The organism is Haloarcula rubra, from assembly GCF_019599465.1.
GTDB lineage: Archaea > Halobacteriota > Halobacteria > Halobacteriales > Haloarculaceae > Haloarcula > Haloarcula rubra.
In genome coordinates this window covers 480,577-506,248 of record NZ_RKLR01000002.1, presented here as the reverse complement: position 1 = coordinate 506,248, position 25,672 = coordinate 480,577, and the positions used below count along the sequence as shown (strand labels likewise).

Annotated in this window: 26 protein-coding genes; 6 read left to right on the top strand and 20 right to left on the bottom strand. The window is 64.6% G+C overall.

What is annotated here, in order from left to right:
- Nucleotides 1-91: 91 nt before the first annotated feature.
- Together EGH21_RS07330 and EGH21_RS07325 are read right to left on the bottom strand one after the other, a co-directional pair.
- The gene (locus EGH21_RS07330) at nt 92-754 is read right to left on the bottom strand and encodes a helix-turn-helix domain-containing protein (RefSeq protein ID WP_220617819.1); all 663 of its coding nucleotides are present in this window, start codon (nt 752-754) and stop codon (nt 92-94) included.
- A gap of 231 nt (nt 755-985) precedes the next feature.
- Complete coding sequence (locus tag EGH21_RS07325) at nt 986-1,450, bottom strand: deoxyuridine 5'-triphosphate nucleotidohydrolase (RefSeq protein ID WP_220617818.1); 465 nt, start codon at nt 1,448-1,450, stop codon at nt 986-988.
- 137 nt (nt 1,451-1,587) lie between these two features.
- Here EGH21_RS07325 and EGH21_RS07320 point away from each other — a divergent pair, with 137 nt between their 5' ends.
- Nucleotides 1,588-3,561 carry an aconitate hydratase gene (locus EGH21_RS07320; protein WP_220617817.1) on the top strand — a complete coding sequence of 658 codons (1,974 nt, stop codon included), beginning with the start codon at nt 1,588-1,590 and terminating at the stop codon, nt 3,559-3,561.
- A gap of 288 nt (nt 3,562-3,849) precedes the next feature.
- Here EGH21_RS07320 and flaJ read toward each other — a convergent pair whose 3' ends face one another.
- From flaJ to EGH21_RS07235, 17 genes are all read right to left on the bottom strand, one after another.
- A complete protein-coding gene (flaJ, locus tag EGH21_RS07315; RefSeq protein WP_220617816.1) occupies nt 3,850-5,598 on the bottom strand; it encodes an archaellar assembly protein FlaJ in 1,749 nt (582 codons plus the stop codon).
- 2 nt (nt 5,599-5,600) lie between these two features.
- Nucleotides 5,601-7,274 (bottom strand): type II/IV secretion system ATPase subunit, encoded by a 1,674-nt coding sequence (locus tag EGH21_RS07310; protein WP_220617815.1) that lies wholly within the window; start codon nt 7,272-7,274, stop codon nt 5,601-5,603.
- Nucleotides 7,275-7,289: 15 nt separating this feature from the next.
- On the bottom strand, nt 7,290-8,051 hold the full coding sequence (gene arlH / locus EGH21_RS07305) for an archaellum protein ArlH (protein WP_220617814.1): 762 nt from the start codon (nt 8,049-8,051) through the stop codon (nt 7,290-7,292).
- Nucleotides 8,048-8,503 (bottom strand): archaellum stator protein ArlG, encoded by a 456-nt coding sequence (arlG, locus tag EGH21_RS07300; RefSeq protein WP_220617813.1) that lies wholly within the window; start codon nt 8,501-8,503, stop codon nt 8,048-8,050. Before arlG ends, arlH begins: the two co-directional genes overlap by 4 nt.
- Nucleotides 8,504-8,947, bottom strand: a complete 444-nt coding sequence (gene arlF / locus EGH21_RS07295) for an archaellum stator protein ArlF (protein ID WP_220617812.1) — start codon at nt 8,945-8,947, stop codon at nt 8,504-8,506.
- Nucleotides 8,931-10,541 carry a FlaD/FlaE family flagellar protein gene (locus tag EGH21_RS07290; protein WP_220617811.1) on the bottom strand — a complete coding sequence of 537 codons (1,611 nt, stop codon included), beginning with the start codon at nt 10,539-10,541 and terminating at the stop codon, nt 8,931-8,933. The genes arlF and EGH21_RS07290 overlap by 17 nt, the downstream gene beginning before the upstream one ends.
- Before the next feature lie 240 nt (nt 10,542-10,781).
- Nucleotides 10,782-11,303, bottom strand: a complete 522-nt coding sequence (locus EGH21_RS07285; protein ID WP_220617810.1) for a chemotaxis protein CheD — start codon at nt 11,301-11,303, stop codon at nt 10,782-10,784.
- Nucleotides 11,303-12,520, bottom strand: a complete 1,218-nt coding sequence (locus EGH21_RS07280) for a chemotaxis protein CheC (protein WP_220617809.1) — start codon at nt 12,518-12,520, stop codon at nt 11,303-11,305. The genes EGH21_RS07285 and EGH21_RS07280 overlap by 1 nt, the downstream gene beginning before the upstream one ends.
- Nucleotides 12,521-12,880, bottom strand: a complete 360-nt coding sequence (gene cheY, locus EGH21_RS07275) for a chemotaxis protein CheY (protein WP_220617808.1) — start codon at nt 12,878-12,880, stop codon at nt 12,521-12,523.
- Between the two features lie 108 nt (nt 12,881-12,988).
- Complete coding sequence (locus EGH21_RS07270; RefSeq protein ID WP_220617807.1) at nt 12,989-14,995, bottom strand: hypothetical protein; 2,007 nt, start codon at nt 14,993-14,995, stop codon at nt 12,989-12,991.
- The gene (locus EGH21_RS07265) at nt 14,992-15,468 is read right to left on the bottom strand and encodes a hypothetical protein (RefSeq protein WP_220617806.1); all 477 of its coding nucleotides are present in this window, start codon (nt 15,466-15,468) and stop codon (nt 14,992-14,994) included. Before EGH21_RS07265 ends, EGH21_RS07270 begins: the two co-directional genes overlap by 4 nt.
- 45 nt (nt 15,469-15,513) lie before the next feature.
- Nucleotides 15,514-16,083, bottom strand: coding sequence for a DUF7500 family protein (locus EGH21_RS07260; protein WP_220617805.1), 570 nt, complete (start codon nt 16,081-16,083; stop codon nt 15,514-15,516).
- A 111-nt stretch (nt 16,084-16,194) separates the two neighbouring features.
- Nucleotides 16,195-16,824, bottom strand: a complete 630-nt coding sequence (locus EGH21_RS07255) for an archaellin/type IV pilin N-terminal domain-containing protein (protein ID WP_220617804.1) — start codon at nt 16,822-16,824, stop codon at nt 16,195-16,197.
- Between the two features lie 351 nt (nt 16,825-17,175).
- Nucleotides 17,176-17,451 (bottom strand): DUF7521 family protein, encoded by a 276-nt coding sequence (locus EGH21_RS07250; RefSeq protein ID WP_220618007.1) that lies wholly within the window; start codon nt 17,449-17,451, stop codon nt 17,176-17,178.
- Nucleotides 17,452-17,542: 91 nt separating this feature from the next.
- The gene (locus EGH21_RS07245; RefSeq protein ID WP_220617803.1) at nt 17,543-17,878 is read right to left on the bottom strand and encodes an ArsR/SmtB family transcription factor; all 336 of its coding nucleotides are present in this window, start codon (nt 17,876-17,878) and stop codon (nt 17,543-17,545) included.
- A gap of 155 nt (nt 17,879-18,033) precedes the next feature.
- Nucleotides 18,034-18,759 (bottom strand): RAD55 family ATPase, encoded by a 726-nt coding sequence (locus EGH21_RS07240; RefSeq protein ID WP_220617802.1) that lies wholly within the window; start codon nt 18,757-18,759, stop codon nt 18,034-18,036.
- Between the two features lie 84 nt (nt 18,760-18,843).
- Nucleotides 18,844-19,278 (bottom strand): chemotaxis protein CheW, encoded by a 435-nt coding sequence (locus tag EGH21_RS07235; RefSeq protein ID WP_220617801.1) that lies wholly within the window; start codon nt 19,276-19,278, stop codon nt 18,844-18,846.
- A gap of 171 nt (nt 19,279-19,449) precedes the next feature.
- Between EGH21_RS07235 and EGH21_RS07230 the strand changes: the two genes are divergently transcribed.
- The 5 genes from EGH21_RS07230 to EGH21_RS07210 all read left to right on the top strand — a co-directional run bounded on the left by EGH21_RS07230 (nt 19,450) and on the right by EGH21_RS07210 (nt 25,453).
- Complete coding sequence (locus EGH21_RS07230) at nt 19,450-20,520, top strand: protein-glutamate methylesterase/protein-glutamine glutaminase (protein WP_220617800.1); 1,071 nt, start codon at nt 19,450-19,452, stop codon at nt 20,518-20,520.
- Nucleotides 20,520-22,472, top strand: coding sequence for a chemotaxis protein CheA (cheA, locus tag EGH21_RS07225; RefSeq protein ID WP_220617799.1), 1,953 nt, complete (start codon nt 20,520-20,522; stop codon nt 22,470-22,472). Before EGH21_RS07230 ends, cheA begins: the two co-directional genes overlap by 1 nt.
- Complete coding sequence (locus tag EGH21_RS07220) at nt 22,469-23,278, top strand: CheR family methyltransferase (RefSeq protein WP_220617798.1); 810 nt, start codon at nt 22,469-22,471, stop codon at nt 23,276-23,278. Before cheA ends, EGH21_RS07220 begins: the two co-directional genes overlap by 4 nt.
- Nucleotides 23,275-24,507 (top strand): HEAT repeat domain-containing protein, encoded by a 1,233-nt coding sequence (locus tag EGH21_RS07215; protein WP_220617797.1) that lies wholly within the window; start codon nt 23,275-23,277, stop codon nt 24,505-24,507. The genes EGH21_RS07220 and EGH21_RS07215 overlap by 4 nt, the downstream gene beginning before the upstream one ends.
- A 73-nt stretch (nt 24,508-24,580) precedes the next feature.
- Nucleotides 24,581-25,453: a CheF family chemotaxis protein gene (locus tag EGH21_RS07210; RefSeq protein WP_220617796.1), complete on the top strand. Its 873-nt coding sequence runs from the start codon at nt 24,581-24,583 to the stop codon at nt 25,451-25,453.
- Here EGH21_RS07210 and EGH21_RS07205 read toward each other — a convergent pair whose 3' ends face one another.
- Nucleotides 25,454-25,639: a hypothetical protein gene (locus EGH21_RS07205; RefSeq protein WP_220617795.1), complete on the bottom strand. Its 186-nt coding sequence runs from the start codon at nt 25,637-25,639 to the stop codon at nt 25,454-25,456.
- Nucleotides 25,640-25,672 lie beyond the last annotated feature (33 nt).

The following is a 25,672-nucleotide window of genomic DNA, read 5'->3' as shown; positions in this document are numbered from 1 at the left end:
GTCACACCTATCCCGTCGAAGGGTATAACCAGCTATGCGTGGTTTCAGAACGTGAAACAACCGGCCCGACGACGAGACGCCACGGTGCGTCTCAGTTGTTCGGGAGTCCGAGCTGGTGGCGGTCCGGTGCCGCGAGCGTCTGCTCGACGAGCGTCCCCGTCCCGCGTCGCAGTCGCTCGGAGGCCGCCTGACTGGAGATGTCGAGGACGCTGGCCAGGTCCGAGAGCGACGCGTCCCGCGGGACGGTGAAGTACCCCGATTCGAGCGCGAGCAAGAGCACCTCCCGTTGCGGGCCGGTGACGCCGAACGTCTCCGTCGCTTCGTCGGCGTCGTCCTCGACCATCGAACGGACGTCGACGTCGAGGTTCTCCGCGACGACGTGTTCGCGGAACGTGAGGACGGCACTGCGGTCGGGGAACCGGCCGCGGACCGCCCAGCCGTCGTCGTCGAACGTCGAACGGACGAACACGCCGTCGGTACGCAGCAACCCGTCACCGACAGTGTTCAGCGGCGCGTTCGTCGTGTGAACGACGTACCAGTGACCCCCGGCCTCCGGTCCGACGTGGACCGCTCTGGCGACGCTGTCGTCGCGGACCAGCGTCGCGTCGACGCTGCTCTTCTCGTCCGTGCCGACCCAGACCACGGCCCGACACCCGTCCTCGGTACACTGGAGATGTTGCATCGTGACTCCGTCGTCGGCCGACCTGCCGACGTCACGAAGGAACCCTGTCTCTACGTGAAATTCCACAATCATGTCCTCACGTCCGGGCGGCGGCGACATAAAACTCAGGCAGACGACCGTCCGACAGAAAACCGGTGTCCGGGTGGACCGAGGGAACGTGCTGTCAGAGGCGTGGCCCGGCGGTCCGAGACACCAGTGAGTATTACTCCGTAGTATTACTTAAATATGCCCGTCGAGTCCGGCATATCCGCACCACCTACCGTATCCGGACGCCGGCGCAGGTCGGTCCGGTACCGACGACGCTCAGTCGAGGTTCTCGCGCTGGTAGCTCCCCTCGTAGGTCCCCTCGTGGGCCGCCTCCGCGAGGACCAGTTGGGCGATGCGGGCGCCGCGCTCCAGTTCGACGGGGTGGTGGACCTCCAAGAGCCCCTCGCCACGGCCCTCGTAGCCCGCGTCCCAGACGGCCGTATCCAGCATACAGGAGTTCCGGAGCAGCGAGGACCGGGGGTACAGGAAGCCGACGTGTCCCTCCGGGACGACCACCCGGTCGGCGTACTCGACGACGTAGCCGCCTCGCTCCAGCGAGTAGACGCCGTCTTCCGGGTCGAGTTCGCGACGCTTGCCGACGGTCTTGCCGTCTCGTTCGATACGCCCGGGTTCCACTTGCTCGTACACCGCACCCAGCGTCAGGTCGACGCCGTTCGGCTGGACCTGTGCCTCCCGCACGTCGCCGAGCCTGTCGGCGACGAACGCGCCACTCTTGAACATGACGGTGGGTCGACCCCCACGGCGAAAACGCTGCTGTTTGCCCGCCGCAGCAAATCGACCGACGCCGGTAGCGGTCGATGAAAAATAGGGCGGAATACGCGGGATTTATACGCGCTGGCAATCGACATGGGGACGTTATGGGACAGACGCTCACGGAAAAGATTCTCGACGACCACCTCGTCGAAGGGGAGCTGACACCCGGAGAGGAGATCGGTATCGAGATCGACCAGGTACTCACACAGGACACGACGGGGACACTCGTCTGGCTGCAGTTCGAGGCGCTGGGCCTCGAAGAGGTCCAGACGGAGCTGGCCGCCCAGTACTGTGACCACCAGACCTACCAGTTCGACTTCAAGAACACGGACGACCACCGCTTCCTGCGCTCGGCGGCAGGGACCTTCGGCGCGCACTTCTCGCGCCCCGGCAACGGTATCTGTCACAACGTCCACAAGGAGAACTTCGCCGCGCCCGGCAAGACGATGCTCGGCTCGGACTCCCACACCCCGACCCCCGGCGGCCTCGGCGAACTCGCTATCGGGTCCGGTGGGCTGGACGTCGCCGTCGCGATGGGTGGCGGCGCCTACTACATCGACATGCCCGAAGTCGTCAACGTGCGTCTCGAAGGCGAACTGCCCGAGTGGGCCACCGCCAAGGACGTCATCTTGGAGCTGCTCCGCCGCCTGTCGGTCAAGGGCGGCGTCGGCAAGGTGCTGGAATACACCGGCCCCGGCGTCGAGACGCTGACCGTCCCCGAGCGGACGACCATCACCAACATGGGCACCGAACTGGGTGCCACCTCCTCCATCTTCCCGACGGACGAGCAGACGGAGGACTACCTCGAACGCCTCGGCCGCGAGGACGAGTTCGTGGACATCGGCCCCGACGAGGACGCCGAGTACGACGACGAGATCGTCGTCGACCTCTCGGACCTCGAACCGCTCATCGCCGAGCCCTCCATGCCGGACAACGTCGTCCCCGTCCGCGAGGTCGAGGGCGTCGACGTCGAGCAGGTCATCATCGGCTCCTGTACGAACGGTGCCTACGAGGACATCCTGCCCTCGGCGAAGATGCTCGAAGGGCGTAACATCGACAAGAAGACCGAGATGATCGTCGCTCCCGGGTCGAAGCAGGCCTCCGAGATGCTGGCCCGACAGGGCTGGACCGCGGAGATGATGGCCGCCGGCGTCAACTTCTCCGAGGCGACGTGTGGTGCCTGTATCGGCATCGGCCACGTCCCGGCTTCGGATTCGGTCTCCCTGCGGACCTTCAACCGCAACTTCGAGGGTCGCTCCGGTATCGAGGACGACAACGTCTACCTCTGCTCGCCGGAGGTCGCCACCGCGGCGGCCATCAAGGGCGAAATCGTGGACCCGCGCGACCTCGCCGACGAACTCGGCGACCTCGAAGCGCCGGGTCTGGAGATGCCCGACGAGTACATCGGCAACTCCGAGTCGGACCTCATCGCTCCCGACGAGGCCGTCGACGACGACCTCATCAAGGGCCCGAACATCGGCGACGTCCCGCTGAAGGACCCGCTCGAGGCCGACGTCGGCGGTGAGGCCCTCCTCAAGATGGAGGACAACATCACCACGGACCACATCATCCCGGCCACGCAGGACATCCTGATGTACCGGTCGAACGTCCCGAAGCTCTCGGAGTTCACGCTCTCGCGCGTCGACGACACGTTCGCCGAGCGCGCGCTGGAAGCCGACGGCGGCGTCCTCGTCGCCGGCGAGAACTACGGGCAGGGTTCCTCGCGTGAGCACGCGGCGCTGTGCCCGATGTACCTCGGTATCGAGACCGTCCTCGCACAGAGCTTCGCCCGCATCCACAAGGCGAACCTCTTCAACTTCGGGATCGTCCCGCTCACGATCGACGAGGAGACCTACGAGCGCATCGAGCAGGGCGACGACGTCAAGATCGTCGACGACACCGCCGAGGCCGTCCGCTCCGGCGACGAGGAGTTCACGATCCGCGTCAACGACGACTGGGAAGCGACCGGCTACCTCGACGCCTCCCCGCGCGAGCGCGAGATCCTCGCCGCCGGTGGCAAGCTCTCGCACACGAAACAGCAGCACGAAGAGGGCAGCGGCGCGCCCGCAGACGACTGAGCGGAATCCACAATCACGGTTTTTCTTTCGCTGCGTCCGTGAGCGACGGGACTGTCGATACCGGGCCAGTCGGCCGTGAACGAGTGGACCGGCGTACCGGTCCCGAGCGAAGACGGGGAAAGGCAGGCCGCCCAGCGTGAGCATCCGGCGGCGCAGCCGCCGGTTCGACCGCGGCGAGCCGACCACCGCGCCGAAGGCGCGACGGGAGGCGATGCCGCGATTTTCCCCCACGTTTTTGCCCGAGCGAGCGCGCCACCGCCGCGCTCGCGACGGTGCAAAAAGTGGTCGCTAGATAGCGAGGAACTGCGTCACCAGCCACTTCGTGAACGTCCCGGTGATGGCACCGATCCACGAGAGGACGACGAAGTGCATGTAGGTGTTGGCCTTGTGGCCGCCATCGACGGTCCGAATCATCAGCGCCGACAGCATCGCCGAGAACATGATGATGACGACCAGCAGGAACTCGATGAGCGGGATGTTGTAGACGCCGGTGTTGATGAGGGAGTTCACGTCGAGTCGGCTCCCGGCGTTCAGGTCCAGCGACATCTGGGCGAGGATGTTGACGACCTGCAGACCGATGAAGAAGGCGAAGGTGGACGCGGCCGTAATCCCGTACAGCAATCCGACGAGCGTCGTCGTCGCCTGTTTGCGCTTCTGGCGCAGCTGGAGGACCTGATTCATGTTGGCGGCGATGAGTTCGCCCAGTTGCTTCGGCGACCCACCCATCTCCCGACCGATGAGGTACATCTCGGAGAACGTCTGGATGAGGTACGAGCGACAGTCGGCGGTGAAGAAGCGCCACGCCGCCGTCGGTTCGATGCGCATGTTCAGGCGTTTGTACAGGTCGTCGATGTTGTGGGTCAGCGGCCCGAAGTCCTTCTTCCGGAGGGTCCGGAGCACCATCCCCGTCGTCGACTGTTTCGCCCCTTCGGTGGCCCCCAGCGCGCGGATGAAACTGGGGAACTCGTCGTCGCGGGCCTTCACGCGCTGTTCTTCCTGCCGGAAGACGATGCCGGGGACGAGCATCGGGGTGATCGGGACGACGGCGTAGAACGGCAACGGCACCGAGTCGAGGAAGAACAGCAGGTCGTTCAGCGTAACGGGCGAGACGCCGAACAACCCGCCGACCGTGACGAACGCGAGCAGTGCCGAGAGGCCGACGCCGACGTACATCGACTTGTCCAGCCGCTCCTCGATGGGCGAGGGGTACTCCTCCGGATGGAACCACACCGGGTCGTAGGGCGCCATCGAGCGGATGGCGAGGAAGAAGCCCGACTGGACGAAGATGAACATCACGATGACGGCGCTGACGGTCATCGTCGGGTTCGTCCCCGTGAGGACGGGGAGGACGACGGCGAACACCAGCGCGAACGTCATCGAGAGAATCATCGAGAGGTAGAGGTCCTTCATGACCTCCAGACTGTCCAGCGAACTCCGGTAGACCGTGGTGTAGTGCTGGATGATCTGCTCCTGTTCGGAGAGCAGGTAGTCCTCCAGCGACTGACCGGCCCCGAGCGTGTAGGCCAGCCGGTCGAGGAAATCCGAGAAGGCGTCGCTGGGCACTTCCTTGGCGCGGCGTCGGCAGGCGTCGTCCAGGCTCTGGTTCCACGTGTCGACCAACTGGACGATGCGGTGCATCTCCATGGCGAGTTCCCCGTACTCCTCCTCCTGTGCGAGCGTGCGGAACACCTCCATGCGGTCTATCTTCGTCGTCGCCAGCACCGTCATGTGGGTGATGAGGAGGTGAAAGCGGTTGTTGAGTTCGCGCTTGCGCTGACTCAGCAGAATCTTCGGGTAGAAGACGGCCGACACCATCGCGAGAAAGCCCAGCAGTGGGATGGGTGCACGGACGGCCATCGGGAGGTCGAGTAGGAGTGCACCGACAGTCGAGAGAACGAAGAAGGCGACCGACGGAAGCAGGATGAAGAAGAGGTACCGCTCCAGCGGAATCGTCATCTGGCGGTACGACTCGACGAGACTCTGGATAGTCTCGGTGATGGTGAGGTCGATGCCGGTCTCGGCTTCGCTCTGGGCCATCGTCAGTTGGGCCTGGAGACGTTGAACGGGATGCCCTCGACGCCGTCACGCTGGAAGTCGGAGATGAAGTCGTTGACCTCGTGGTAGCCGAGGATGCCTTCCTGCATGGCGCGTTCGATGAGGTTCGCCCGGAACTGCAGGTCGTCGTAGATGTCGCGGGTGTCCTCGTACCCCAGCAGCGTCGCAATCTGCTCTTCGAGGACGTAGGAGTTGTTCATCCCCTGGAAGACGATTTCGTCCTCGACGGGGTCCCAGTTGAACACCTGCCGGGTGACGACGCCGTCCATCTCCTTGGAGTAGCCCTCTATCTCCTGGACGCTCGTGACCCGGCGCAGGACCTTGTCGCCCTGCTTGACGCGGTTCTGGAACAGGGCCACGTCGGCGACGTCCATGAACGTCTCGGGGACGTTGATGGGTTCGCCGGTAAAGCGCTGAATCATCGAGACGATGTCGCTGGCGTGGAAGGTCAGCATCACCGGGTGGCCGGTCTGGGCCGCCTGGAACGCCATCCGACCCTCTTCGCCACGGACCTCGCCCACGATGATGTAGTCGGGACGGGACCGGAGTGCGGCCGCCACGAGGTCGAACATGTCGATGCTGGTCCCCTCGTCCTCGCCCTCGCGGGTGAGCAGTTGCTGCCACGTGTTGTGCGGCGGGAGCACCTCTGCGGTGTCCTCGGCGGTGTATATCTTCGCGTCGTCGGGGATGAACGAGGTGATGGCGTTCAGCGTCGTCGTCTTGCCCGAGGCCGTCTCGCCGACGACGAACACCGTCTGTTCGTTCTCCAGACAGAGCCAGAGGTACGCGGCCAGTTCCGGCGAGAGGGTCATCCACTTCGTAATCTGGAACACCGAGAGGGGAATCTCGTCGCCCTGCCGGATGGTGAGCGAGGGCCCTTTCAGGCTCACGTCGTCGGAGTAGATGAGGTTCAGTCGCGACCCGTCCGGGAGCGTCGAGTCGACGATGGGGTCCGAGTCCGAGACGGGGTCGCCCATCCGTTCGCCCATGTTCCGAAGCCACTGGTCGAACGCCTCCTCGCTCTGCCACTCGACTGTCGTCTCCAGCATCCCGTAGACCCCGTGGTCGACGTGACACTCGCTCCGGCCGATGACGTGGATGTCCTCGTTGGCCGGGTCGCGCATCACCGGTTCGAGCGGTCCGAGACCGACGATGTCCCGGTTGAGGCGGTAGAGGATGTTCTCGTACGTGGACTGGGTGACCTCGACGCTGCCGACGTCGGTGAGGTTCGACAGGCGAGTGAGGACGCCGCTGTCGGTGTCCTCGTCGCGGACGCGCGTGGTCTCCTGCAACAACTCCTCGATTCGGTCGTCGTACTCCGCCTCGTCCTCGGGTGCGGGTTTGTTGACGCTCTTCTGGAGGAGTCGGTTTCGGACCTTCCCGAAGACAGCCTGTTCCTCCTGGTCCAGTTCCGGTTCGATGGCGTAGTACTTCGTGTCCTGTCCGACGTCGCCGTAGACGTGACAGAAGATTGGACCACCGACGGGGTAGAGGACGTTCGGGCGGTCGGACTCGAACTCACCGTCGGCCTCGTCGATGAGCATCGGGAACTCCCCGGTGATCTGTTTGAACTTCTTGAGGTGGTCCCGCAGGTGGGGGCGACGGGCGGCAATCTGTCGCAGTTCGTCCGAGGGTTTCGCGCGTCCGTGGTCTGTCATATCTTAGGTCACCTCCTATGCGACGCTCCGCGATTCGATGACGATGCCGGTCCCCGACCGCACCGAGAACCCGACGGTGTCACCGACCTGTTCTCCCATGCCGGCGAAACGCAGGACGTTTATCTGCCGGCGTACGTCGTTGCCGACCTCTATCATCTCCAGTTCGATGAACACGTCGGCGATGGCGCGGAACGGCCCGATGGCCTCCTCGTCCAGCGTCGACGGGTCGACGGTGAGCATGATGCACTTCCCCTGTGAGATGATGTCCCTGAAGAAGGAGATTATCTCCAGCGCCGCCTGTCGCTCGTCGTTCTGGCGAACCAGCGCCTCGAACTTCGGGTCGTTCCGGAGGATGGCGTCGAACGTGTCGATGACGACGACGTCGGCGTCCCACATCACCTCCGCCTCCATCAGGCGGCGGAGCAGTTCCTTGCGGTCCTGTTCCTCCTCGCCGCCCGAGAACGTGTTCGAGTCCCCGATGTCGGCGTGCAAGAACAGGACGTCCTCGTCTAGGATGTGGTCGACCATGTCGTACGACAGGGAGTGCATCTGGTCGAGGAAGCTCCCGACGGTGAGTTCCGTCGAGAGGTACGTCACGTCGTGGCCCTCCTCGCAGAGGCCGTAGGTGAACCGCTGGCTCATCGCCGACTTGCCGGCCCCGTAGTCGCCCTCGACGAGGATGATGCTGCCCGGCGGGATGCCCCCGCCCAGTTCCTTGTTCAGTCGGTCGTGGTCGTCCAGTCCCAGCGAGAACAGGTCGGTGCTTGCGAGACTCATACTCGGAACCTGAACACCTCCTCGTCGCCGTTGACGATGACCTTGACGCGGTGGTCGCCCGCCGACAGGCCGGACGTCGCTATCTCGACCCGGACCACCGTCCCGGGTCGCCAGACGCTCCCGCTGTCGAGCAGCGTCACCCCGAAGTTCGAGACGAACTGCCCGTCGAGGAACAGGTCCATCTGTCCGGGGTCGGCCCCGAGTGGTTCGGACCCGGTGTTCTTGACGTGGAGCGTGACGTTCTCGTCGCCGTTACTGTCGTAGACGGCGTCGCTCCCGCTGTCGGAGATGATCTCGACGTCGGTCCGGACGTCGCTACTGACGTCCAGTCCCTGTTCGGAGACGGCGTTGCTCAACTGGCCGATGCTGTCGGTGAACACGCCGGCGACGCTCGCCGCTATCATCATCGACGCGATGAAGATGATGAGGTGAGAGACGGAGACGCTCGCCATCTAGCTCACCACCTGCGTCGTCTCGACGGCCGAGACGCCGGGGCCGGTGACCACCTTCACCCGGCCGGGGTCCGTCGTCAGCCCCGTGGCGTTGACGACGAGTCGTTCCTCGGGGAGCCAGATGTCCGTCGTCTCGTCGCCGTCGACGGCGGTCCGGTAGCCGGTGAGGTACACGTTGTCCGCCAGCAAGTCCACGTCGGCGACGGTCAGGTCGGTCGACCCCGTGTTGACGACGGTGACGTTCAGCGAGTCGGCCGTCGTGTTGTAGGTCACGTCGGTCACGTCGATGGCGGTGTTCTGCTGTTCGAGCGTCCGGTCGGCCTGTGCGTCGCGGGCGTCGTTGACGTTCTCGAAGCCGTTGGCGGTCGCCGAGTAGAACATCCCGAAGCCGATGAACATGGCGACGAAGACGAGGGCCGCCGAGCCACTAACGCTGAAGCCCATCGGCACCACCCCCGACGAGTTTCGAGAGCGCGACGGCGTCGGCCCCGCTGTCGTCGTCCAGTTGCGAGATGTAGCGGAGGCTCTCGGTGTGGTGGTCGATGGTGAGACCACTGCCGGTGTCGTCCACGTCGTCGAACCCGCGGAGGTACTCCGTGAGGCTGTCGGCGACGGACGCGTCTATCCAGCCGATGGTCTCGTAGTAGTCTATCGCACGGGACGCCTCGCGGTAACCGGCCCGACTGACGAGGAACTCCAGCCACTCGACGACGATGAGGTCCGCCGCGAACCCCTCTGGCATCGTCTGGAGGTACGGTTTGCCGCCGTCGCTGTCGGCGTCGGGGTCCGCCTCGGTCGTCGGTTCGGGGTCCGGTTCTGGCTCCGAGTCGGGCGTGACTTCGGGTTCCGGGTCCGGCGCCTGCTCCGGGTCTGGGTCCGGCGTGGCGCCGGGTTCGGGCTCCAGCTCAGGGTCCGGGTCGGACGTGACTTCGGGTTCCGGGTCCGGTTCGACTGCCTCCGGGGCGTCGTCCATCGCGTCGTCCTCGATGACCTCGTCGAACAGGTCGTCGTTCTCGAGGCCACCGTCGTCGTCCTCCAACAGGTCGTCGTCCGCAGAGAGGTCCTCGTCGTCGTCCAGCATCTCGTCGCCCGCCTCCATCGCCGCCTCGTCGGCAGACTCCTCGCCCTCGGCCCAGTCGGCGTCGCCGGACTCGTACTCGTCTTTCAGTTCGGCGAAGGACTTGCCACCCTCACCGTCGTCACCGTCGTCGGTACCCCCCTCGTCCACGTCGAGTCCGTCGTCCATGCTCATGTCGTCGTCCTCCTCGAAGTCGTCGAACCCCTCGTCGAACGACCCGCCGTCGTCCTCGAAGTCGCCGCCGCCGAAGTCGTCGTCGGCGAACATGTCGTCGCCGTCGTCCATCGACATACTGCCGCCGTCGTCCTCGACGAGGTCCTCGTCGAAGAAGCCCTCCGCGTCCGCGGTGGCGACGTCGTCGTCGATGTCCTCCTCCTCGTCGCCACCACCGTCGTCGTCGAACAGACCGAAGGAGCCACCACCGCCCATGCCGCCGCCCATCCCGGCGTCGACGTCGTCCGCGAAGGGGTTGACCCCGCGCGTGACCATCTCGTAGATGTCCAGCAGTTTGCGGACGTTCTCCTGGACCTCGTCGACCGACTCGGAGATGGACTCGTTCTCCGTGCGGACAGTGTTGACCGTCGAGGAGAGACTGCCGACCTCGTTCTCCAGTTCGTCGATGCGGTGTTCCAGTTCGTCGGTGTCGGGGCCAGTCGCGTCCTCCATGTCCCCGAACTCGTCGTCACCGAACCCGCCCATGTCGTCGCCGCCGTCGTCGAGACCGCCGAGGCCGCCGAGGTCGTCGCCCCCGCCGCCCTCCTCGGCCATCAGTCCACCGCCGTCGGCCATCTCGTCGTCGCCGTCGTCGTCGCTCTCGTCGTCCGACATGATGGAGTCGAACATGTTCTTGATGCTCATACCGACGAGGCCCCCGGAGAGGAGCACCAGCAACGCGGGCACGAGTGCGACCACGTCCGGGGCCAGTGCCTGCAGCGTCGGCAGGAGAGCGAGACTACTCATTAGCCAGTTAATTGCCGCAAACGCCCTTGAATATTCCGTCTAGCCTATCATCGTTGATAATAAAAACACTATTTCCGACTTTTATGGTTTAAATTCCTTGTTCAGATTAGTGCATTTTTATCGGGAGGAACGCTTCGAGTGGAGATTGGCCGCGAAAGCGGCTGACGGGCGCGTTTCCGGCAGACGGGCGTCAGACATCGTCACCGATACTGGGGCGACCCCAGTTATCGGACGGCGAAATCAAAGCGTCGTCGACTCGGTGTTCGCGCTCTTGACCACGAAGTCGCCGGTGTCGGACTCCAGTCTGAGCGAGCGACCGTGGTCCCCGCCGACGTCTTCGCCGAGCACCGGGATGTCGAACGCCGCTAGCGTCTCCTTGACCTGGTCGGCGTTCCGAGAGCCGATAGAGGGGCCGTTCTCGGAGAAGTCGAGCATGTCGCTCCCACCGGCTATCTTCGCGCGCATGCCGTCACGCGAGGCACCCTCGGCTTCTAGCGCCTCGACGAGGGCCGCGACCCCCGTGTCGGCGAACTTCGCCCGGTTCCCGCCTTCGACGTCCTCCGCCGTCGGCAGCATGACGTGGACGAGTCCGGCGGCACCCGACACCTCGTCGTAGATGCCGACGCCGATACAGGAGCCCAGTCCACTGGTCGTCAGGACGGCCTCGTCGGTGGTCACCCGATACTCGGCGATACCGACTTTGATACGCTCTGGTTCGCTCTGTTGGGCACGCTCCGTCTGGCTGCCGTCGTACACTTTCATTATTCGAATATCTGTTCGACGTCCGCGTCGGTCTCGTCGGCGCGCTCTACGTCTAGGTCTTCGAGCGCTTCTCGCAGTTCCTTCTCGTTCGGCAGCGCGTGTATCTCGGCGTTGAACTCGATGTCGTCGGTCCGCATCGTCGAGTTGATGATGAACGCGTGTTCCTGATGCTGGCCGACCTGTGCCGCGAGGGGGTCGACGATGGACCGCCCCATGTCGTGGACCAGTCGCGGCGGCGTGTGGTCGACCGACGTCTGGAGGACGTTCGCCCACCCGTCGACGAACCCGCTGGTCATGATGTTGCCGAGTTCCTCGATGGCAGCCTTGTGCTGGTCGGTCACGCCGTCGCCCTCGACTTCGACGGGCATCATCGCCTCGGCGACGTTGACCGCCGAGACTTCGTCGAACAGCACCATCAGGTAGCCGCTGGGGGTGCCGGTGAACTCGACCACCGTCCCGACGTAGGTGTCGGTCCCGATCTGCTTCGGGACGTCCTCGATGGGCGCGAAGCTGATCTCGGTCACCTCCGCCGTCGTCGGGATGCCCGTCATCATCTCGACGTTGCCGGCGGCCTGTTGGGTGCCGCTCGTCGTCATCTCGTTGAACGTCTGGAGTTTGTCGATGGGGATGGCGTCGCCGTCGGTGTCGCCGTGTTCCATCATCATCTCCGCGAGCGGGTCGTACTCGGGGAGCATGTAGATGTAGAAGTTGACCGACTCGCCGACCCACTCTATCTCCGACTTGAAGACGAACACCTGCTGGTGCTCGTCGGGTTCTGGGGCGTCGGGCAACACGTCGGCACCCGACCGCTCGATGTACTCGGGCGGCGAGTGGTCGATGGTGGAGTCGAGGTAGTCGGCCCACCCGTCGATGAACCCGCTCATCATGATGTTGCCTATCTCCTCGACGCTGCTCTGGGCCATCGCGGGGTCGTCGCTCGCCCCCGGCATCAGTGAGTCGGCGATAGTGTCGGCCGAGTCCCGGTCGAAGACGAGGACCGTCTCCCCCTCGAGTGCCCCCTCGAACCCGAACTGGACACCGACGAACTCCGCCCCGGTGAGGTCGTCGCCGACGTCGGCCCGGTCCAGCAGCGTAATTTTGGTCACGTCGACGACGGCGTCGATGCCCGTCATCTGTGCCAGCGACTGTGTGGCCTGCTGGGCCCCCTCGTGTGCGAGTTGGTTGAACGTGCCGAGCGACTGGATGTCGACGTTCATCTATGACGGGACGACGTCCTCGATGGCCTCGATGACGCTCGGCTTCTGGAACGGTTTCGTGATGTACCCGTCCGCACCCGCCTTGACCGCCTCTTTCATCTTCTCCTCCTGACCGACGCTCGTACACATGATGACGTTCGCGTCAGGGTTACTGGACTTTATCTCGTCGGTCGCCTCGATACCGTCCCGGATGGGCATCACGATGTCCATCATCACGAGGTCCGGCGTCTCTTCTTTGTACACTTCGACGGCCTCCACGCCGTTCTCGACTTCCCCGACGATAGTGTGGTCCTCCTCGAGAATCTCCCGGAGGAGGTTGCGCATAAACTCCGAATCGTCGGCAATCAGTACGTCTGGCATGACCTATCGAGACGAAGTACCGTGATGAGCTAAATAAAGGTGTCCCGTAAATTATCGCCTCTGATACCGGTGTACTGCGGTCGGACGGGACGCTCGTCGTCGCCCCGCTCACAGCGTCGGCAACAGGTCGGCGACGACCCGGACGAGGTCGAAGGCGTAGGTCCCGTACTCGAAGTACACGAGTCCCGACAGCGCCAGAAACGCCGTCGTGAACCCGGCCGGGAGTGCGAGTCCGGCGGCGACGGTGCGGGTCGTGACGCGCTCTGGCGCGAGCGTCCGCCCGACGACGGCGAGTGCGCAGACGGTGGCCGCCGCGAGGTTCCACAGCGCGTGGTACTGCACGGCTTCCCCCAGCGCCAACCCGAGGCCCACGATGCCGCCGAGGACGACGGTGACTGCCAGCAGGAGACTCCCGACGTAGGCCCGCCACAACCACGCAGTCTCGTCGACGACGGCCGTCCGGACGGCGGGCACCCGGCAGACGCCGTACACCGCGAGCGGTACGACCGGGTGGAGGTATCGCACCGTCAGCTGGCTGAACAGCGGTAACCGGGGGAGGTAGACGACGGTCAGGACGACGGCGAGCGCCACGACCAGCGAGTCCGTCTGCCGGCGTGGCGAGAGCGTTCGGGGGTCGGGCGGGCGGAGCGAGTCGAACGTGACTCCGGTCAGTCGTCGCCCCGCGAGCACCGGTACCGCCAGCAACGCTCCGAGTATCGGCGTCGCCTCCAGCAAGGTGAGTTCTATCACCTCGTAGTCGTTGAGTCGATAGCTGACGCCCGGTACGTGCCCGCTGCGGACGAAGACGTGCGAGAGGCGGGCCGGTTCGTCGAGCGTGTCGACGCCGTCGGCGACTGCCCCGCCGGCGAACGTCCAGATGGGCTCGACCGCGCCGGCCGTCGACGACGCAGTGTCCACTGTCGACTCGACGAACGAACCGACGGGGTCGGTATCAGGTGGTGTACGTGCCGACTCGCCGTCCTGTGTGCCGCTCGTACCGTCCCCACCGCTTCCAGTACTACCACTCCCTCCGTCCGTACCGGAGTTCGCACCGTCAGTTCCCCCACTCCCGTCAGCCCCGCCGTCCGTGTCTGGCGAGAACTCGACGTCCCCACCGTCGACGTTCGGCAACAGGCGCGGCGGTTCCGCGGGGTTGCCGGAGATGGCGTAGTTCGTCGCCAGCATCGGCGTCGCCGCGAGCAGGAGGACGAGGCCGACGACCAGCAGGTCACGAGGCCGGTTCGACCGCGCGGTCAGGAGGTCGACGATTCCCAGAACGCCGACGACGAAGAACGCCTCGAACGCGTGGACCCACGTTATCGCGCCGGCGAAGGCGTACGCCGCCGCTCTGGCCCGGAGTGCGGTCCGGCCGTCGGTCCGTCTGCTCACGGCGAAGGCGTACACCGTCGCGAGCACCAGCGCCGCGACCAGCGTGTGCCGTTTCGGAATCGTGGCCCAGAAGCCGACGGGCGTCGCGAGGCCGAGTGCAGCGCCGGCGGCCAGCCCGATCCTTCGCCCGTGCCAGTCGGCGACCAGCCGGTACAGCAGGAGTCCGGCCGTCGCCGCCGCGGCCATCGTCGAGAGCTGGTAGGCCGCCAGCGCGAGTCGGTCGGGGTCCAGATTCGTCGCCGTCAGGACGCTCCCGGCGAAGAGGAGTGCGACGACCACCGAGCCGGCGGTGACCGTCCGCTCCCTGTCGACGCCGTCGAGTCGGCCGACCTGTGTGACGAACGCCAATCCGAGGCCGGCCCACAGGCCGGCGAGGAGGAGTCGCGGGTCGACCACCGTGGCGACCCCCTCCAGTGCCCAGACCAGTGGCACCGCCAGCGCGAGTTGCCCGTAGTTGCGCCCGTACAGCAGGCCGTCGTACCGGTGGAGTCCGGGCTGTGATCCCAGCGTGAGCGAGTAGCGAATCTCCGTGACGTGTAACTGCCCGTCGGCGAGTGCGACCAGCGTGTTCGCCGTCGCGTACGTGTCCTGGATGAAGACGCCGACGCGCCACGTCAGCCCGAACCAGCAGAGCAGACCCAGCCACAGGACCAGTCCGTACCGGTCGGCGAATGCCCAGCGTGCGGCCGTTCGGAGACGCCGCCGTACGCGCTCGGGGCCGCTCACGTCGCCACCTCCACGGTCACGTTCTCTCGGTAGACCGTGCGGTCGGCGGTGAAACTCTGGACGCGGACCGTCAGGGTGCCGTCGTAGGTCCCCGCGTCCGCAGTCCCGGTTGCCATCCCGTGGTCTTCGGGTTCGAGTCGATACGTTCCCGGTCCGGTTACGACTGTCGTCTCGACGAGTTCGACGTCTACGTTCGGAATCGAGACGAGATAGACGAGTCGCGGTCGCCCGGTGACCGACTCGACACTGACCGTCGCCGTCGGCGGTCGAACGTACTCCACGCCGGTTCCGAACCGACCGTCCGTCACACGAATCGACGCCGCCTCGACGTCCACCGACGAGACGGTCGCCGTCCCCTCACCGAAGTCAGTGGCTCGCTCGTTCGTCACGTCGGCGCCAGCGAGCGGACCCGTCGAGAGCGAGACGACTACCACGAAGAGTGCGACACCGGTCGTCAGATACCGTCGGACCATCACCTGACGGAGAACGACCCCGGCCGGAGTTAAAGTTCTCGGCGTTCAGAACTGCACGCCGTTCTGTGCTTCGACGGCTTCGACGAGGTCGGCGATGCTATCGTCGGGCGAGAGCCCCGTCGACTGCACCATCTGTTTGAAGCTCCCCGGCGGATACTTCACCGGGACGTTCGACTCCGACAGGAGGATGCCGAGCACGTCCTTGACCGGCGTCGACCCGTCCATCTGCCGGCCGTACCAGAGCATGAAGCTCTCGAAGGCGGTGACGATGTCGTTGGAGACGAGACGTTGCTGGTCGACGTCGCCGTCGAACTTCGCGGTCACGTCGAAGCCGTAGCGACTGTTCGAGTCGGCCATCTGCTCGGCGAGCCACTCGTGGACGTTCGCATCGGTGAACTCCGGTGTGTCCGGTTCCGGATTCGGCGCCGGTTGTGGGGCCGATTCTGACTCTGCAGAGACCTGATTGCCGTACGAGTCGTCGGTCCGCACGTCCGGCGAGACGACGTACCGACCCTCGTCTATCTCCGTGACGTGGTCGTCGTCCGCGATGTCCAACTCCTCCGGGGAGAGTATCTTGCCGTCCTCCGGATTCGGTTCGTCTGACCCCGGGGCCATAGCCACTAGTGCGTAAGGGAATGGTATAATTCCGTCGCTGGTGGGGGGTCACTTCCGAGAGACGCGTCGCTGGTGGGAGTTCGCTAGCGAGAAAAGAGAAAGTGCGCCGGCTTACAGCGTGACGGCGGAACTACCAGACAAGGTTTCTGGAACCACCAATCTAACCGTAGTGGTACCACCCGATTGCGTGTTAAGTCGGATGGTTGCAGTTTCACCTTCGGAAAGGCCGGACCCGCTACCGGAATCAGTGTTCTCCTGAATGTAGTGTGCGTTGAATTCTAGGGTAGCACGATCCGACGGATCGTTAAGAACTGGGCTAGAGCTGCCATCAGTGACAATAGAACCATCATCGTCTTGAACGCTAGTCACGGAATAAGTAGCCTGCCCAGGCCCAGTATTGTCGTAGGTCAAGTCTTCTGATCCAGATGAATCAACCCACTGTGCGATAGTACTTCCTAAGTCAATGTTGTCAGCACCGGGTGCCTTCTTCACCGTGACTTCCACCTCATCAACGGTGTTGCCAGAAATGCCGACACCGACTGCACTGACAACCTGCAGACGATTCGTAACTTGTTCGCTGCTCTGCTGACCAGTCTCCTCCGCACTGCTCTGGAGGAAACCAGCCGTGTTGATCAGGACGCCCGCGGCGATTGCGGCGACCAGCACCATCGCGATGAACACGATGAGGGTACCGATACCGACCTGCCCGCGGTCGTCGTCGTTTCGTAGTTCCGTGAACATTGAATATTCCGGGCCTGTCTGACCCTACTATCACCCAAACTTTCGCCAGTAATAATACCTCCCCCCAAAATATCTATCCTGATAACGCAGTCCTCAGACCCTAACACAGCATTTCACGTGAATTCGGCCGTCGGAATCGGCCCGTTACAGACGGTGAACCACATCGTGTGAAAACGGCGGGTAGGCGGTTCCGAACTGTCCGGTCCACAGTGAACACCCGCTTCCGTAGCCACTGTCGCCGTCGCCGAGTAGTGGTAAATACGTAGTTAATTGGTTACGAGTGTCAGAGAGACTAGATGAATAGCGGAGAAGGGCCTGCGACACGACAGACGGGCACGTGTCGACTGGTGGTTACTCGTAGGTGACCAGACTGTACATCACGAACAGGTACCCGAACGTCGTCAGTCCGCTGTTGACCAGGAGCAGTGAGCGCACCCCTTCGAAGTCGTTGACGAACGCGCTAATCATCGTCGCAGCCGCACCCGCGACGGCCAGCGAGAACCCCAGCGAGAGGTGGAGCATCGCTTGCCGGGACGTCTGGACGTACGCCCGCATCGCCATCCCGACCATAGTGAGGCCGGCAACCACGAACACGAGCGTCGAGATGGCGTAGAGGAGTTCTATCATCGGCACTACCAACGGCTATGCGAAACCCGTTATTAAATCCACCCTCTAAAATATCTGTCCTGATAATCAGAAGATAACGCCGGTGCTGACCCTATCCGTCCGAGAGCGTCCGCCACGCCTCGTCGAGTTTGTTGGTCACTTCCGAGCGCTCCTCGACGTGGACGCTCAGGTCGTCCTCGAAGTCGACGCTGACCTCGTCCACGTTCCGCCGGTACACCTTGATTCGACGTCGGTCGTCGGAGAGAATGTTGTCGTGGAGTTCCAGCAGGTCGTGTTTGGTGAGTTCGTCGATGCGGCGGTAACAGGTAGCGATGGGGATACCGAGTTCGTCGCTCAACTCCTGCGCTGAGACCGGTTCGTCGGTAGCGTCGAGAATCTCGGCGCTGTATTTGTTCCCCAGCGTCTGGAGAAGATCCGCTGAAGCCATCGTTATCAAAACATGAATTTGGCATTTAATAAAGCTATCGCCGATGATACTACGTGAGTTCGGCCGAAACAGTCGGTTAACCGAGGGATCGGCTAAAACCCCTTTTCAGACCCTGAAGCGTGCGTTTCATCGATTAATAACGGCTTAAGCTCGCCCTATATCGGGGACTCTTCTTCGCTCATCATCGAGAACGCGCTGGCGTTCTGGTGGACCTTGATGCCACCCCAGTCTATCTCCATCGGGTAGATGTCGGTCTCGATGTTCTGTTTCCGCATCTTCGCGACCCAGACGTAGCGGTTGACGCCGGTGTCCGTCGGCGTCTGTATCAGGTAGATGTTCCCGTCGGTGAGGAAGTTCTCGAGTCCGATCTCCGTGTCGGGGAACACCGCTCCCTGTTCGTTGGTCAGGAGCGTCGTCAGCCCGTTCTCCCGGAGGATATCGGTGAACTTCAGGAGGTAGGTCCGTTTCTCCTTCTCGTTCTCGAAGAACAGTTCGAACATCGCCAGCGAGTCCAGGACGAGTCGGTCGTACTCCTCGTCTTCGAGGTCGTCGAGGAGGAGGTCCATCGACGAGGAGAAGTCGTTCTCGCGGAGGAGGACCTGCTTGTCGTACACCTTGATGTCGCCGTTCTCGACGAACTCGGGCCACTTGTCGAAGCCCAGCGACTCCGCGGCCTGTCGGAGGTCGGACTCGTTCTCCTCGAACGAGAGGTAGATTCCCTTCTCGCCGAACTGTTCGACGCCGTTGTAGAGGTACTGGAGACAGAGAATCGACTTCCCGGCACCGGGGTTGCCGCTGATGAGGGTCGTCGAGTTCGTCACGATACCGCCGTTGAGGATGTCGTCGAGGCCGTCGATGCCTGTCTTAGTTTGCTCTATCATGTTGTATGAGTCGGAAGGAGGTTGTGTAAGCCTGTGTCGTAGGTTGTGAAAAGCCTTGTTCACGAACGCCCGGGAATAGCGGTTTCAGCCCTCGCTATGGACGATAGCGGGGTCGACCCAGATGACGAAGTCGTCGTCTCGCTTGACGACGCCGCGGATGGACCCCGTGTCGTTGGCGGGCGACTGGTCGACCTGCTCGGGCGATATCTGGACCACCTGGAACACCTCGTCGACGAGCCATCCCGCCGCCCCCTGACTCTGGACGATGGCAGGGTCGAAGACGATGATGCGTTTGCCGTCGGCGTCGTCGTCGATACCGAAGACGACCTTCGGGTCGACGATGGAGGTGGTGCGACCGCGGAGGTCCATGACGCCCTCTACGTGTGCCGGCGCGTTGGGGACCTGTGTGAGGTCACCGACGTCGACGATTTCGGTCACGTAGTCGATACTGACGCAGTAGGTCTCCTCGCCGAGTTCGAATTCGAGTACCTGGCCGGTTGTGGCTGACTGGGCTGACATAGGTCCCGGAGTACCAGAACGTGGTCCGTAGGTGTGTATAAAGATGTCTGCTGGGCTATCAACTTTGATTACGTGGGCGGAGTCTTTATTTCGGGGCGAACGGGAGTACGGGACAGGAATGCAGATGCTCCGCCCGCGAACGACGACCACGTCACAGGAGCACGCGTGACGATGGCCGGTGGTGTGCGTGCAGTCGTCGCCGACGACTCCCACTTCATGCGAAGTGTCATCTCCGACATCTTGTCGGAGGGGGAAATCGACGTCGTCGCACAGGCCCGGAACGGACGGGAAGCCGTCGGGGCGGTCGTCGAACACGACCCCGACGTGGTGACCATGGACGTCGAGATGCCCGAGATGAACGGCATCGAGGCCACCGAGCGAATCATGGCCGAGCGACCGACGCCGGTCCTGATGCTGTCGGCCCACACCGACGAGAACGCCGACGTTACCTTCGAGGCCCTCGACAAGGGGGCAGTCGACTGCTTCACCAAACCGGGCGGCGAGGTGTCGATGGAGATGTCGCGGCTGAAAGACCAACTCGTCGACATCGTCGCCTCCGTCGCCGAGGTGGACGTCGGCGGGGGCGGTCGGTCGACACCGCGGGCGACGGACCAAGCGAGTGGCCGGTCCGGGACCGAGACGGCGGCGTACGCGGCGAACCCGACGCTCGTCGTCGGGTCGTCGACCGGTGGGCCGAAGATGGTCGAACAGGTGTTGTCGTCACTGCCGCTGTCGGCGGACCTCCGAATCCTCGTCGTCCAGCACATGCCCGAGGGGTTCACGGGCCGGTTCGCTGAGCGCATCGACGCACGGAGCGACTACGACGTGAGAGAGGCGACGGACGGCGCACGGATCGGCGGGGGCGAGGCACTCGTCGCCGCCGGCGACCGTCACATGGCGGTCAAGAACTACCGGAACGGACGCCTCCGCGTGAAACTGACGCAGGGCGAGCCGGTCAACAGCGTCCGGCCGGCCGTCGACGTGACGATGGCGACGGCCGCCGACACCATCGAGGACCCCCTCGTCGGCGTCATCCTCACGGGGATGGGCGAGGACGGTGCGGACGGCATCCGGCGCATCAAAGCCGCCGGTGGCCGAACTATCGCGCAGGACGAGGCCACGTCGGCCGTCTACGGGATGCCGAAGCGCGCAGTCGAGACCGGCTGTGTCGACGACGTACTCCCGATAGACGACGTCGCGACCGGAATCTTGGACACGATTACGACAGAGGTGACTCAATAATGGACGACCAGTATCTCGACGCATTCATCCGCGAGAGCGAGGAGGCGATAACGGAGCTCAACAACTCACTGCTCGAGTTGGAATCGGACCCCTCCGACGAGGAGGCGATGGACTCTATCTTCCGTACCGCACACACGCTGAAGGGGAACTTCGGTGCGATGGGGTTCGACGACGCGGCCGACCTCGCGCACGCGATGGAGGACCTGCTCGACGCGATGCGGCAGGGCGAGATGGCGGTCACGTCGGACGTGATGGACCTCGTCTTCGCCGGCGTCGACCAGATAGAGGTCATCGTCAGGGAGATAGAGGCCGACGGCGAGTCACAGACCCGGACCGACGAGACGGTAGCCGAACTCCGGGCCGTCCTCGACGAGGGTGCCGAGGCCGCGGGCGACGCGGCGGCCGACGGGACCGGCGACAACGGTGCCGACGCCGAGATAGCGACCGACGTCGACCTCGACCCGAGCGAGGCCGACGGTCGGGTCGTCCACGCCGTGGTCGGGGTCGGCAACTCCGACATGGTGGGCGTCGACGCGATGCTGGCGCTGGAGGCCATCGAAGACGTCTTCGACATCCTCGCGTCGGACCCGGACCGGGCGGCCATCGAGGACGGCGAGTTCGAGGCGACGTTCGACCTCTATCTCGACGCGTCCGACGCCGCGACCGTGGACGCGGAACTAGGCACCGTGGGCAAGGTGGCCACTTTCACCGCGACGGACGTGACCGACGACCTCGCGGGCGGGCGCGCCGCTCCGAGCGCCGAGTCGGACCCGGCACCCGCCGCCACCGAGGGCGAGGGCGAGGAACACAGCGTCGACGAGATAAAGTCGGTGCGAGTGGACGTCGACCAGTTGGACGACCTGCACGGCCTCGTCGAACAGCTGGTGACCAGCCGTATCAAACTCCGGCGGTCGGTCGAACAGGAGGACCTCGACTCGGCCGGCGAGACGCTGAACGAACTGGACAAGATTACGGCGAACCTCCAGAACACGGTGATGGACATGCGGCTCATCCCACTGAAGAAGGTGGTCGGGAAGTTCCCGCGGCTGGTCCGTGACCTCGCCCGCGAACTCGACAAGGACATCGAGTTCGAGATAGAGGGCGAGGACATCGAACTCGACCGGACCATCCTCACCGAGATCTCGGACCCGCTGATGCACATCCTCCGCAACGCCGTCGACCACGGCATCGAACCGCCCGCAGAGCGTGCGGCCGCCGGGAAACCCGAGACCGGCCACATCACCCTGCGGGCCTCCCGGGAACGCGACCACGTCATCATCGAAGTGGTGGACGACGGCGCGGGGCTGGACGTGACCGGTATCAAGGAGAAGGCCATCGAGAAGGGGGTCCGCTCGGCCGAGGAGATAGAGGCGATGGACGACTCCTCGATATACGACCTCGTCTTCCACCCCGGGTTCTCGACGGCCGACGAGGTGACCGACACCAGCGGTCGCGGGGTCGGGATGGACGTCGTCCACGACACCGTCACGCAACTCGACGGGTCGGTCAACGTCGAGTCCACCGAGGGCGAGGGGACCACCGTCGCCCTGCGTCTCCCCGTGACGATGGCCATCGTGAAGGTGCTGTTCGTCGAGGTGGGCGACGAGGAGTACGGCGTCCCCATCAAGAACGTGGACGAGATTACGTCGACGGAGGCCGTCAAACAGGTCAACGGCAAAGAGGTCATCAAGCACAACGACGACATCTACCCCGTCATCCACCTCGACGACACGTTCGACGTGCCCGGCGAGACGGCCAACGGCGACGGCATGCTGATTCGCATCCGCGAGTCCGAGCGACAGGTGGCGCTCCACTGTGACTCGGTCAACAGTCAGGAGGAAGTCGTCGTCAAACCGCTGGAGGGCATCCTCTCGGGGACCCCCGGCCTCTCCGGGACGGCCGTGCTGGGCGACGGCAACATCGTCCACATCCTCGACGTGGTGACCCTATGAGCAAAGGTACCGACCGTCAGTTCGACCGTCTGCTGGAGTTCATCGGGGCGGAGATGGACTTCGAGTCGGGGTTCTACAACGACGCCTACCTCGACCGGCGCATCACGGCGCGGATGCGCCGGACCGACTCGGACACCTACCGCGAGTACGAACGCCTCCTCGAACGCGACGACGGGGAGCGCGAACAGTTGCTCGACTCCCTGTCTATCAACGTCACCGGCTTCTTCCGGAACCCGGAGGCGTGGGAGCGGTTGCGCCCGGTCCTGCGCGACCTGACCGCCGAGAACCGCCGGGTGCGACTCTGGTCGGCGCCGAGCGCCGACGGGCGTGAGCCGTACTCGGCGGCGATGCTGGCGCTCGACGACCCCGAAATCGACGCCAGTCGCGTCGAGATTACGGGGACGGACATCAACGCCGACATCCTCCGGGAGGCGCGACGGGCCACCTACGAGACGTCACAGACGACGGACATCGCCGAGGAACTGGCACCGCTGGACGACTACAGCGAGTACGTCGAGGAGGACGGGAACACGTTCCGGGTTCGGGACGTCGTGACGGACATGGTCACGTTCCAGCAACACGACCTCATCCGCGGGAACCCGAAGCGGGACTTCGACCTCGTCTTCTGCCGGAACCTGCTCATCTACATCGACACCGAGTACAAGGTCCCCATCTTCGAGACCATCCGGGGGTCGCTCCACGAGGGCGGCTACCTCATGATAGGGATGACCGAGACGTTGCCGACGGAGTGTCGGGACTCGTTCGACCCGGTCGACAAGCAACACCGCATCTACCGACGGGTATGAGCCTCTACGAACTCGAACGCGACGGCGAGGTCCAGGAACTCATCCGTCTGCTCCGGGAGAGCGACAACGAGCGAGTGCAGGTCCGGGCGGCCGAGTTACTGGGGAACTTCCCGGAGCACGACGACCGCAGAGACGTGGTCAACGCGCTCGTACAGGCCGCACAGGCCGACAGCGACGCCATCACGGCGGCGGCCATCGACTCGCTGGACGAACTCGGCGGGGACGCCATCGAGCAACTCATCGGCGGGATTGCCGGCATCGACCTCGACGACGACGCGGCCGACTGGGTGCGTGCGAAGGCGTTCGTGCAGGCGCTCGACGCCGACGTGCCGGAGTTGCGGATGGCCGCCGCCAACGGCCTCGGCCGACTGGACCAGACCGACGCCGTCCCGAAACTCGCGGCACGCTTCGAGGACCCCGACCCGCGCGTGCGGGCACGGGCCGCCCGGTCGGCCGGGAAGATAGGCGACTCGCGGGCGACCGGACCGCTCGAATCCCTGTTGACCGACCCGAAAGCGGCGGTACGCCGGGAGGCCGCCGAGGCGCTGGGCAACGTCGGGAACCGGCAGGCCCTGCAGGCCCTGCTTCCGATGTACGAGGACGACAACGAACAGGTCCGGCGCATCGCCGTCGGCGCGTTCGGCAACTTCGAGAACGACCGCCCGGTCGACTACCTCGTGGAAGCGCTCTCCGACGAGTCGCCGGGCGTCCGCCGGACCGCCGTCTACTCGCTCGTCGAACTGCTCTCGAACGTCCCGACCGAGCAGAGCCACGCCATCCGTGAGACGGTGGTCGAGAAGCTCTCGAACACCGACGACCGGAGCGTGGTCGTGCCGCTGGTCGAGATTCTCGAAGAGAGTACGCAGGCCGCCCAGCGGCGCAACACCGCGTGGCTACTGGGCCGAGCGACCAGCGAGGAGGAACGGGGACGCGTCATCGACGCCCTCGTGAACGCCTTGCGCGACGACGGCCAGATGCTCCGGCAGTTCGCCGCGACGAGTCTGGCGGAACTCGGCGGCGAGGACAACATGGTCGAGCGCCGCCTGCTGCGGGTCGTCCAGGACGACAGCGTCGACCCGCAGGTCCGCGGACAGGCCATCTTCACGCTGGGGAAGGTCGGGGGCGAGCGCTCCCGGAAGGTGCTGGACAAACTCATCGACGAGACGGACCACGACGTCGTCCGGAAGAAGGCCTTCTCGGCCATCTCGAAACTGGGTGGGCGGCGATGACCGACGGCCGGCCGGCACAGCCGGGCAGACTAAGGCCGACCGGACCGAACCACCGGGCGATAGCTGAGTAGCGATGGCCGACGGAGAACACCCACTGGTCGACACGAAGGGGAAGTTCGTCCAGGTCGTCAAAGACGGGCGCAAGCGCAACGACATCGAGTGGCTCCCCGGCCGTATCCTCCTGTCGAACAAGCGGCTGGTGCTGGCGACCAACGACGGCAAGCGGACCATCCCCCTGTCGAAACTCACCAGCGTCTCCGCCAGCCAGATGAACCAGTCGCTGGCACAGGTCGACGGCTACGTCAAGCTACGGGCCGGCCGCGACGTGACGCTCGTCGCGGCACAGGCCGACGACGAGTTTCAGGAGGAACTGTACCGGGCGCTGCTGGACCAGATAGTCGTCCTCGTGAAACACCCCGCCGTCGAGGGCGGCGTCGTACGGGACACCGGGTGGGAGAAGGCGCGCCTGAAACTCGACGACGAACACGAGGACACGCTCAACCTCGCCATCGCCAGCGGCACGTTCGTCGAACTCGACATCGACGACGTCGGCACCGTCGAGGCCAAGACGAAGGCGATTCGCGGGACCGAGCGCCCCCTGCTGGAGGTCGAACACACCATCGACGGTACCAGCGTCGAGACGCACATCTCCGGCGGGCGGCGCCACGTCTCGCTCGTCGAGGGACTGGTCCGGCAGGGCGAACAGCGCAACGCCGCCGACGACGTCGACCTCGCGCCCGAGGAGACGCAGGTGCTGATGGCGCTGTACTCCGGCATCTCCCCGTTCAAGATTCCCGACTTCGTCGACATGGACGTCGACGACGTCGAGGCGGTCTACGACCGACTCGTCGAGGCCGACATTCTCGAACCCGTCCGAACCCGCCGCGAGGTCCAGTTGGAGGCCCGCGGGCGCTCTATCGCCGGCGACGCCATCGCCGACCAGTAGTCAGACCGGCGGCGAACTGCCCAACAACCGCGCGTAGTGTATCTGCTCGCTGAGCGCACGCGAGACTGGCAGGAGGAACTCCCCACTGCTGGGGAACAGCGACAGACCCGCGATACCGAGCGGTCCGGCGGCGACGGCGGCGACCACGACGACCAGCGAGAACCCGGCGAGCAAGCGCCGCTCCATAGATACCGGCGGTTGGCAACGGCGGTATATGAC

What these genes read in the sequence shown, in the direction of transcription:
- EGH21_RS07285 (WP_220617810.1), bottom strand. Translation starts at nt 11,303, where the DNA reads ATGAAAGTGTACGACGGCAGCCAGACGGAGCGTGCCCAACAGAGCGAA.
- EGH21_RS07265 (WP_220617806.1), bottom strand. Translation starts at nt 15,468, where the DNA reads ATGGTCCGACGGTATCTGACGACCGGTGTCGCACTCTTCGTGGTAGTC.
- EGH21_RS07260 (WP_220617805.1), bottom strand. Translation starts at nt 16,083, where the DNA reads ATGGCCCCGGGGTCAGACGAACCGAATCCGGAGGACGGCAAGATACTC.
- EGH21_RS07255 (WP_220617804.1), bottom strand. Translation starts at nt 16,824, where the DNA reads ATGTTCACGGAACTACGAAACGACGACGACCGCGGGCAGGTCGGTATC.
- EGH21_RS07215 (WP_220617797.1), top strand. Translation starts at nt 23,275, where the DNA reads ATGAGCCTCTACGAACTCGAACGCGACGGCGAGGTCCAGGAACTCATC.
- EGH21_RS07320 (WP_220617817.1), top strand. Translation starts at nt 1,588, where the DNA reads ATGGGACAGACGCTCACGGAAAAGATTCTCGACGACCACCTCGTCGAA.
- arlH (WP_220617814.1), bottom strand. Translation starts at nt 8,051, where the DNA reads ATGAGTCTCGCAAGCACCGACCTGTTCTCGCTGGGACTGGACGACCAC.
- EGH21_RS07245 (WP_220617803.1), bottom strand. Translation starts at nt 17,878, where the DNA reads ATGGCTTCAGCGGATCTTCTCCAGACGCTGGGGAACAAATACAGCGCC.
- EGH21_RS07310 (WP_220617815.1), bottom strand. Translation starts at nt 7,274, where the DNA reads ATGACAGACCACGGACGCGCGAAACCCTCGGACGAACTGCGACAGATT.
- EGH21_RS07280 (WP_220617809.1), bottom strand. Translation starts at nt 12,520, where the DNA reads ATGAACGTCGACATCCAGTCGCTCGGCACGTTCAACCAACTCGCACAC.
- cheA (WP_220617799.1), top strand. Translation starts at nt 20,520, where the DNA reads ATGGACGACCAGTATCTCGACGCATTCATCCGCGAGAGCGAGGAGGCG.
- EGH21_RS07235 (WP_220617801.1), bottom strand. Translation starts at nt 19,278, where the DNA reads ATGTCAGCCCAGTCAGCCACAACCGGCCAGGTACTCGAATTCGAACTC.
- EGH21_RS07325 (WP_220617818.1), bottom strand. Translation starts at nt 1,450, where the DNA reads ATGTTCAAGAGTGGCGCGTTCGTCGCCGACAGGCTCGGCGACGTGCGG.
- EGH21_RS07330 (WP_220617819.1), bottom strand. Translation starts at nt 754, where the DNA reads ATGATTGTGGAATTTCACGTAGAGACAGGGTTCCTTCGTGACGTCGGC.
- EGH21_RS07250 (WP_220618007.1), bottom strand. Translation starts at nt 17,451, where the DNA reads ATGATAGAACTCCTCTACGCCATCTCGACGCTCGTGTTCGTGGTTGCC.
- arlF (WP_220617812.1), bottom strand. Translation starts at nt 8,947, where the DNA reads ATGGGCTTCAGCGTTAGTGGCTCGGCGGCCCTCGTCTTCGTCGCCATG.
- cheY (WP_220617808.1), bottom strand. Translation starts at nt 12,880, where the DNA reads ATGCCAGACGTACTGATTGCCGACGATTCGGAGTTTATGCGCAACCTC.
- flaJ (WP_220617816.1), bottom strand. Translation starts at nt 5,598, where the DNA reads ATGGCCCAGAGCGAAGCCGAGACCGGCATCGACCTCACCATCACCGAG.
- EGH21_RS07230 (WP_220617800.1), top strand. Translation starts at nt 19,450, where the DNA reads ATGGCCGGTGGTGTGCGTGCAGTCGTCGCCGACGACTCCCACTTCATG.
- EGH21_RS07220 (WP_220617798.1), top strand. Translation starts at nt 22,469, where the DNA reads ATGAGCAAAGGTACCGACCGTCAGTTCGACCGTCTGCTGGAGTTCATC.
- EGH21_RS07210 (WP_220617796.1), top strand. Translation starts at nt 24,581, where the DNA reads ATGGCCGACGGAGAACACCCACTGGTCGACACGAAGGGGAAGTTCGTC.
- EGH21_RS07240 (WP_220617802.1), bottom strand. Translation starts at nt 18,759, where the DNA reads ATGATAGAGCAAACTAAGACAGGCATCGACGGCCTCGACGACATCCTC.
- arlG (WP_220617813.1), bottom strand. Translation starts at nt 8,503, where the DNA reads ATGGCGAGCGTCTCCGTCTCTCACCTCATCATCTTCATCGCGTCGATG.
- EGH21_RS07290 (WP_220617811.1), bottom strand. Translation starts at nt 10,541, where the DNA reads ATGAGTAGTCTCGCTCTCCTGCCGACGCTGCAGGCACTGGCCCCGGAC.
- EGH21_RS07205 (WP_220617795.1), bottom strand. Translation starts at nt 25,639, where the DNA reads ATGGAGCGGCGCTTGCTCGCCGGGTTCTCGCTGGTCGTCGTGGTCGCC.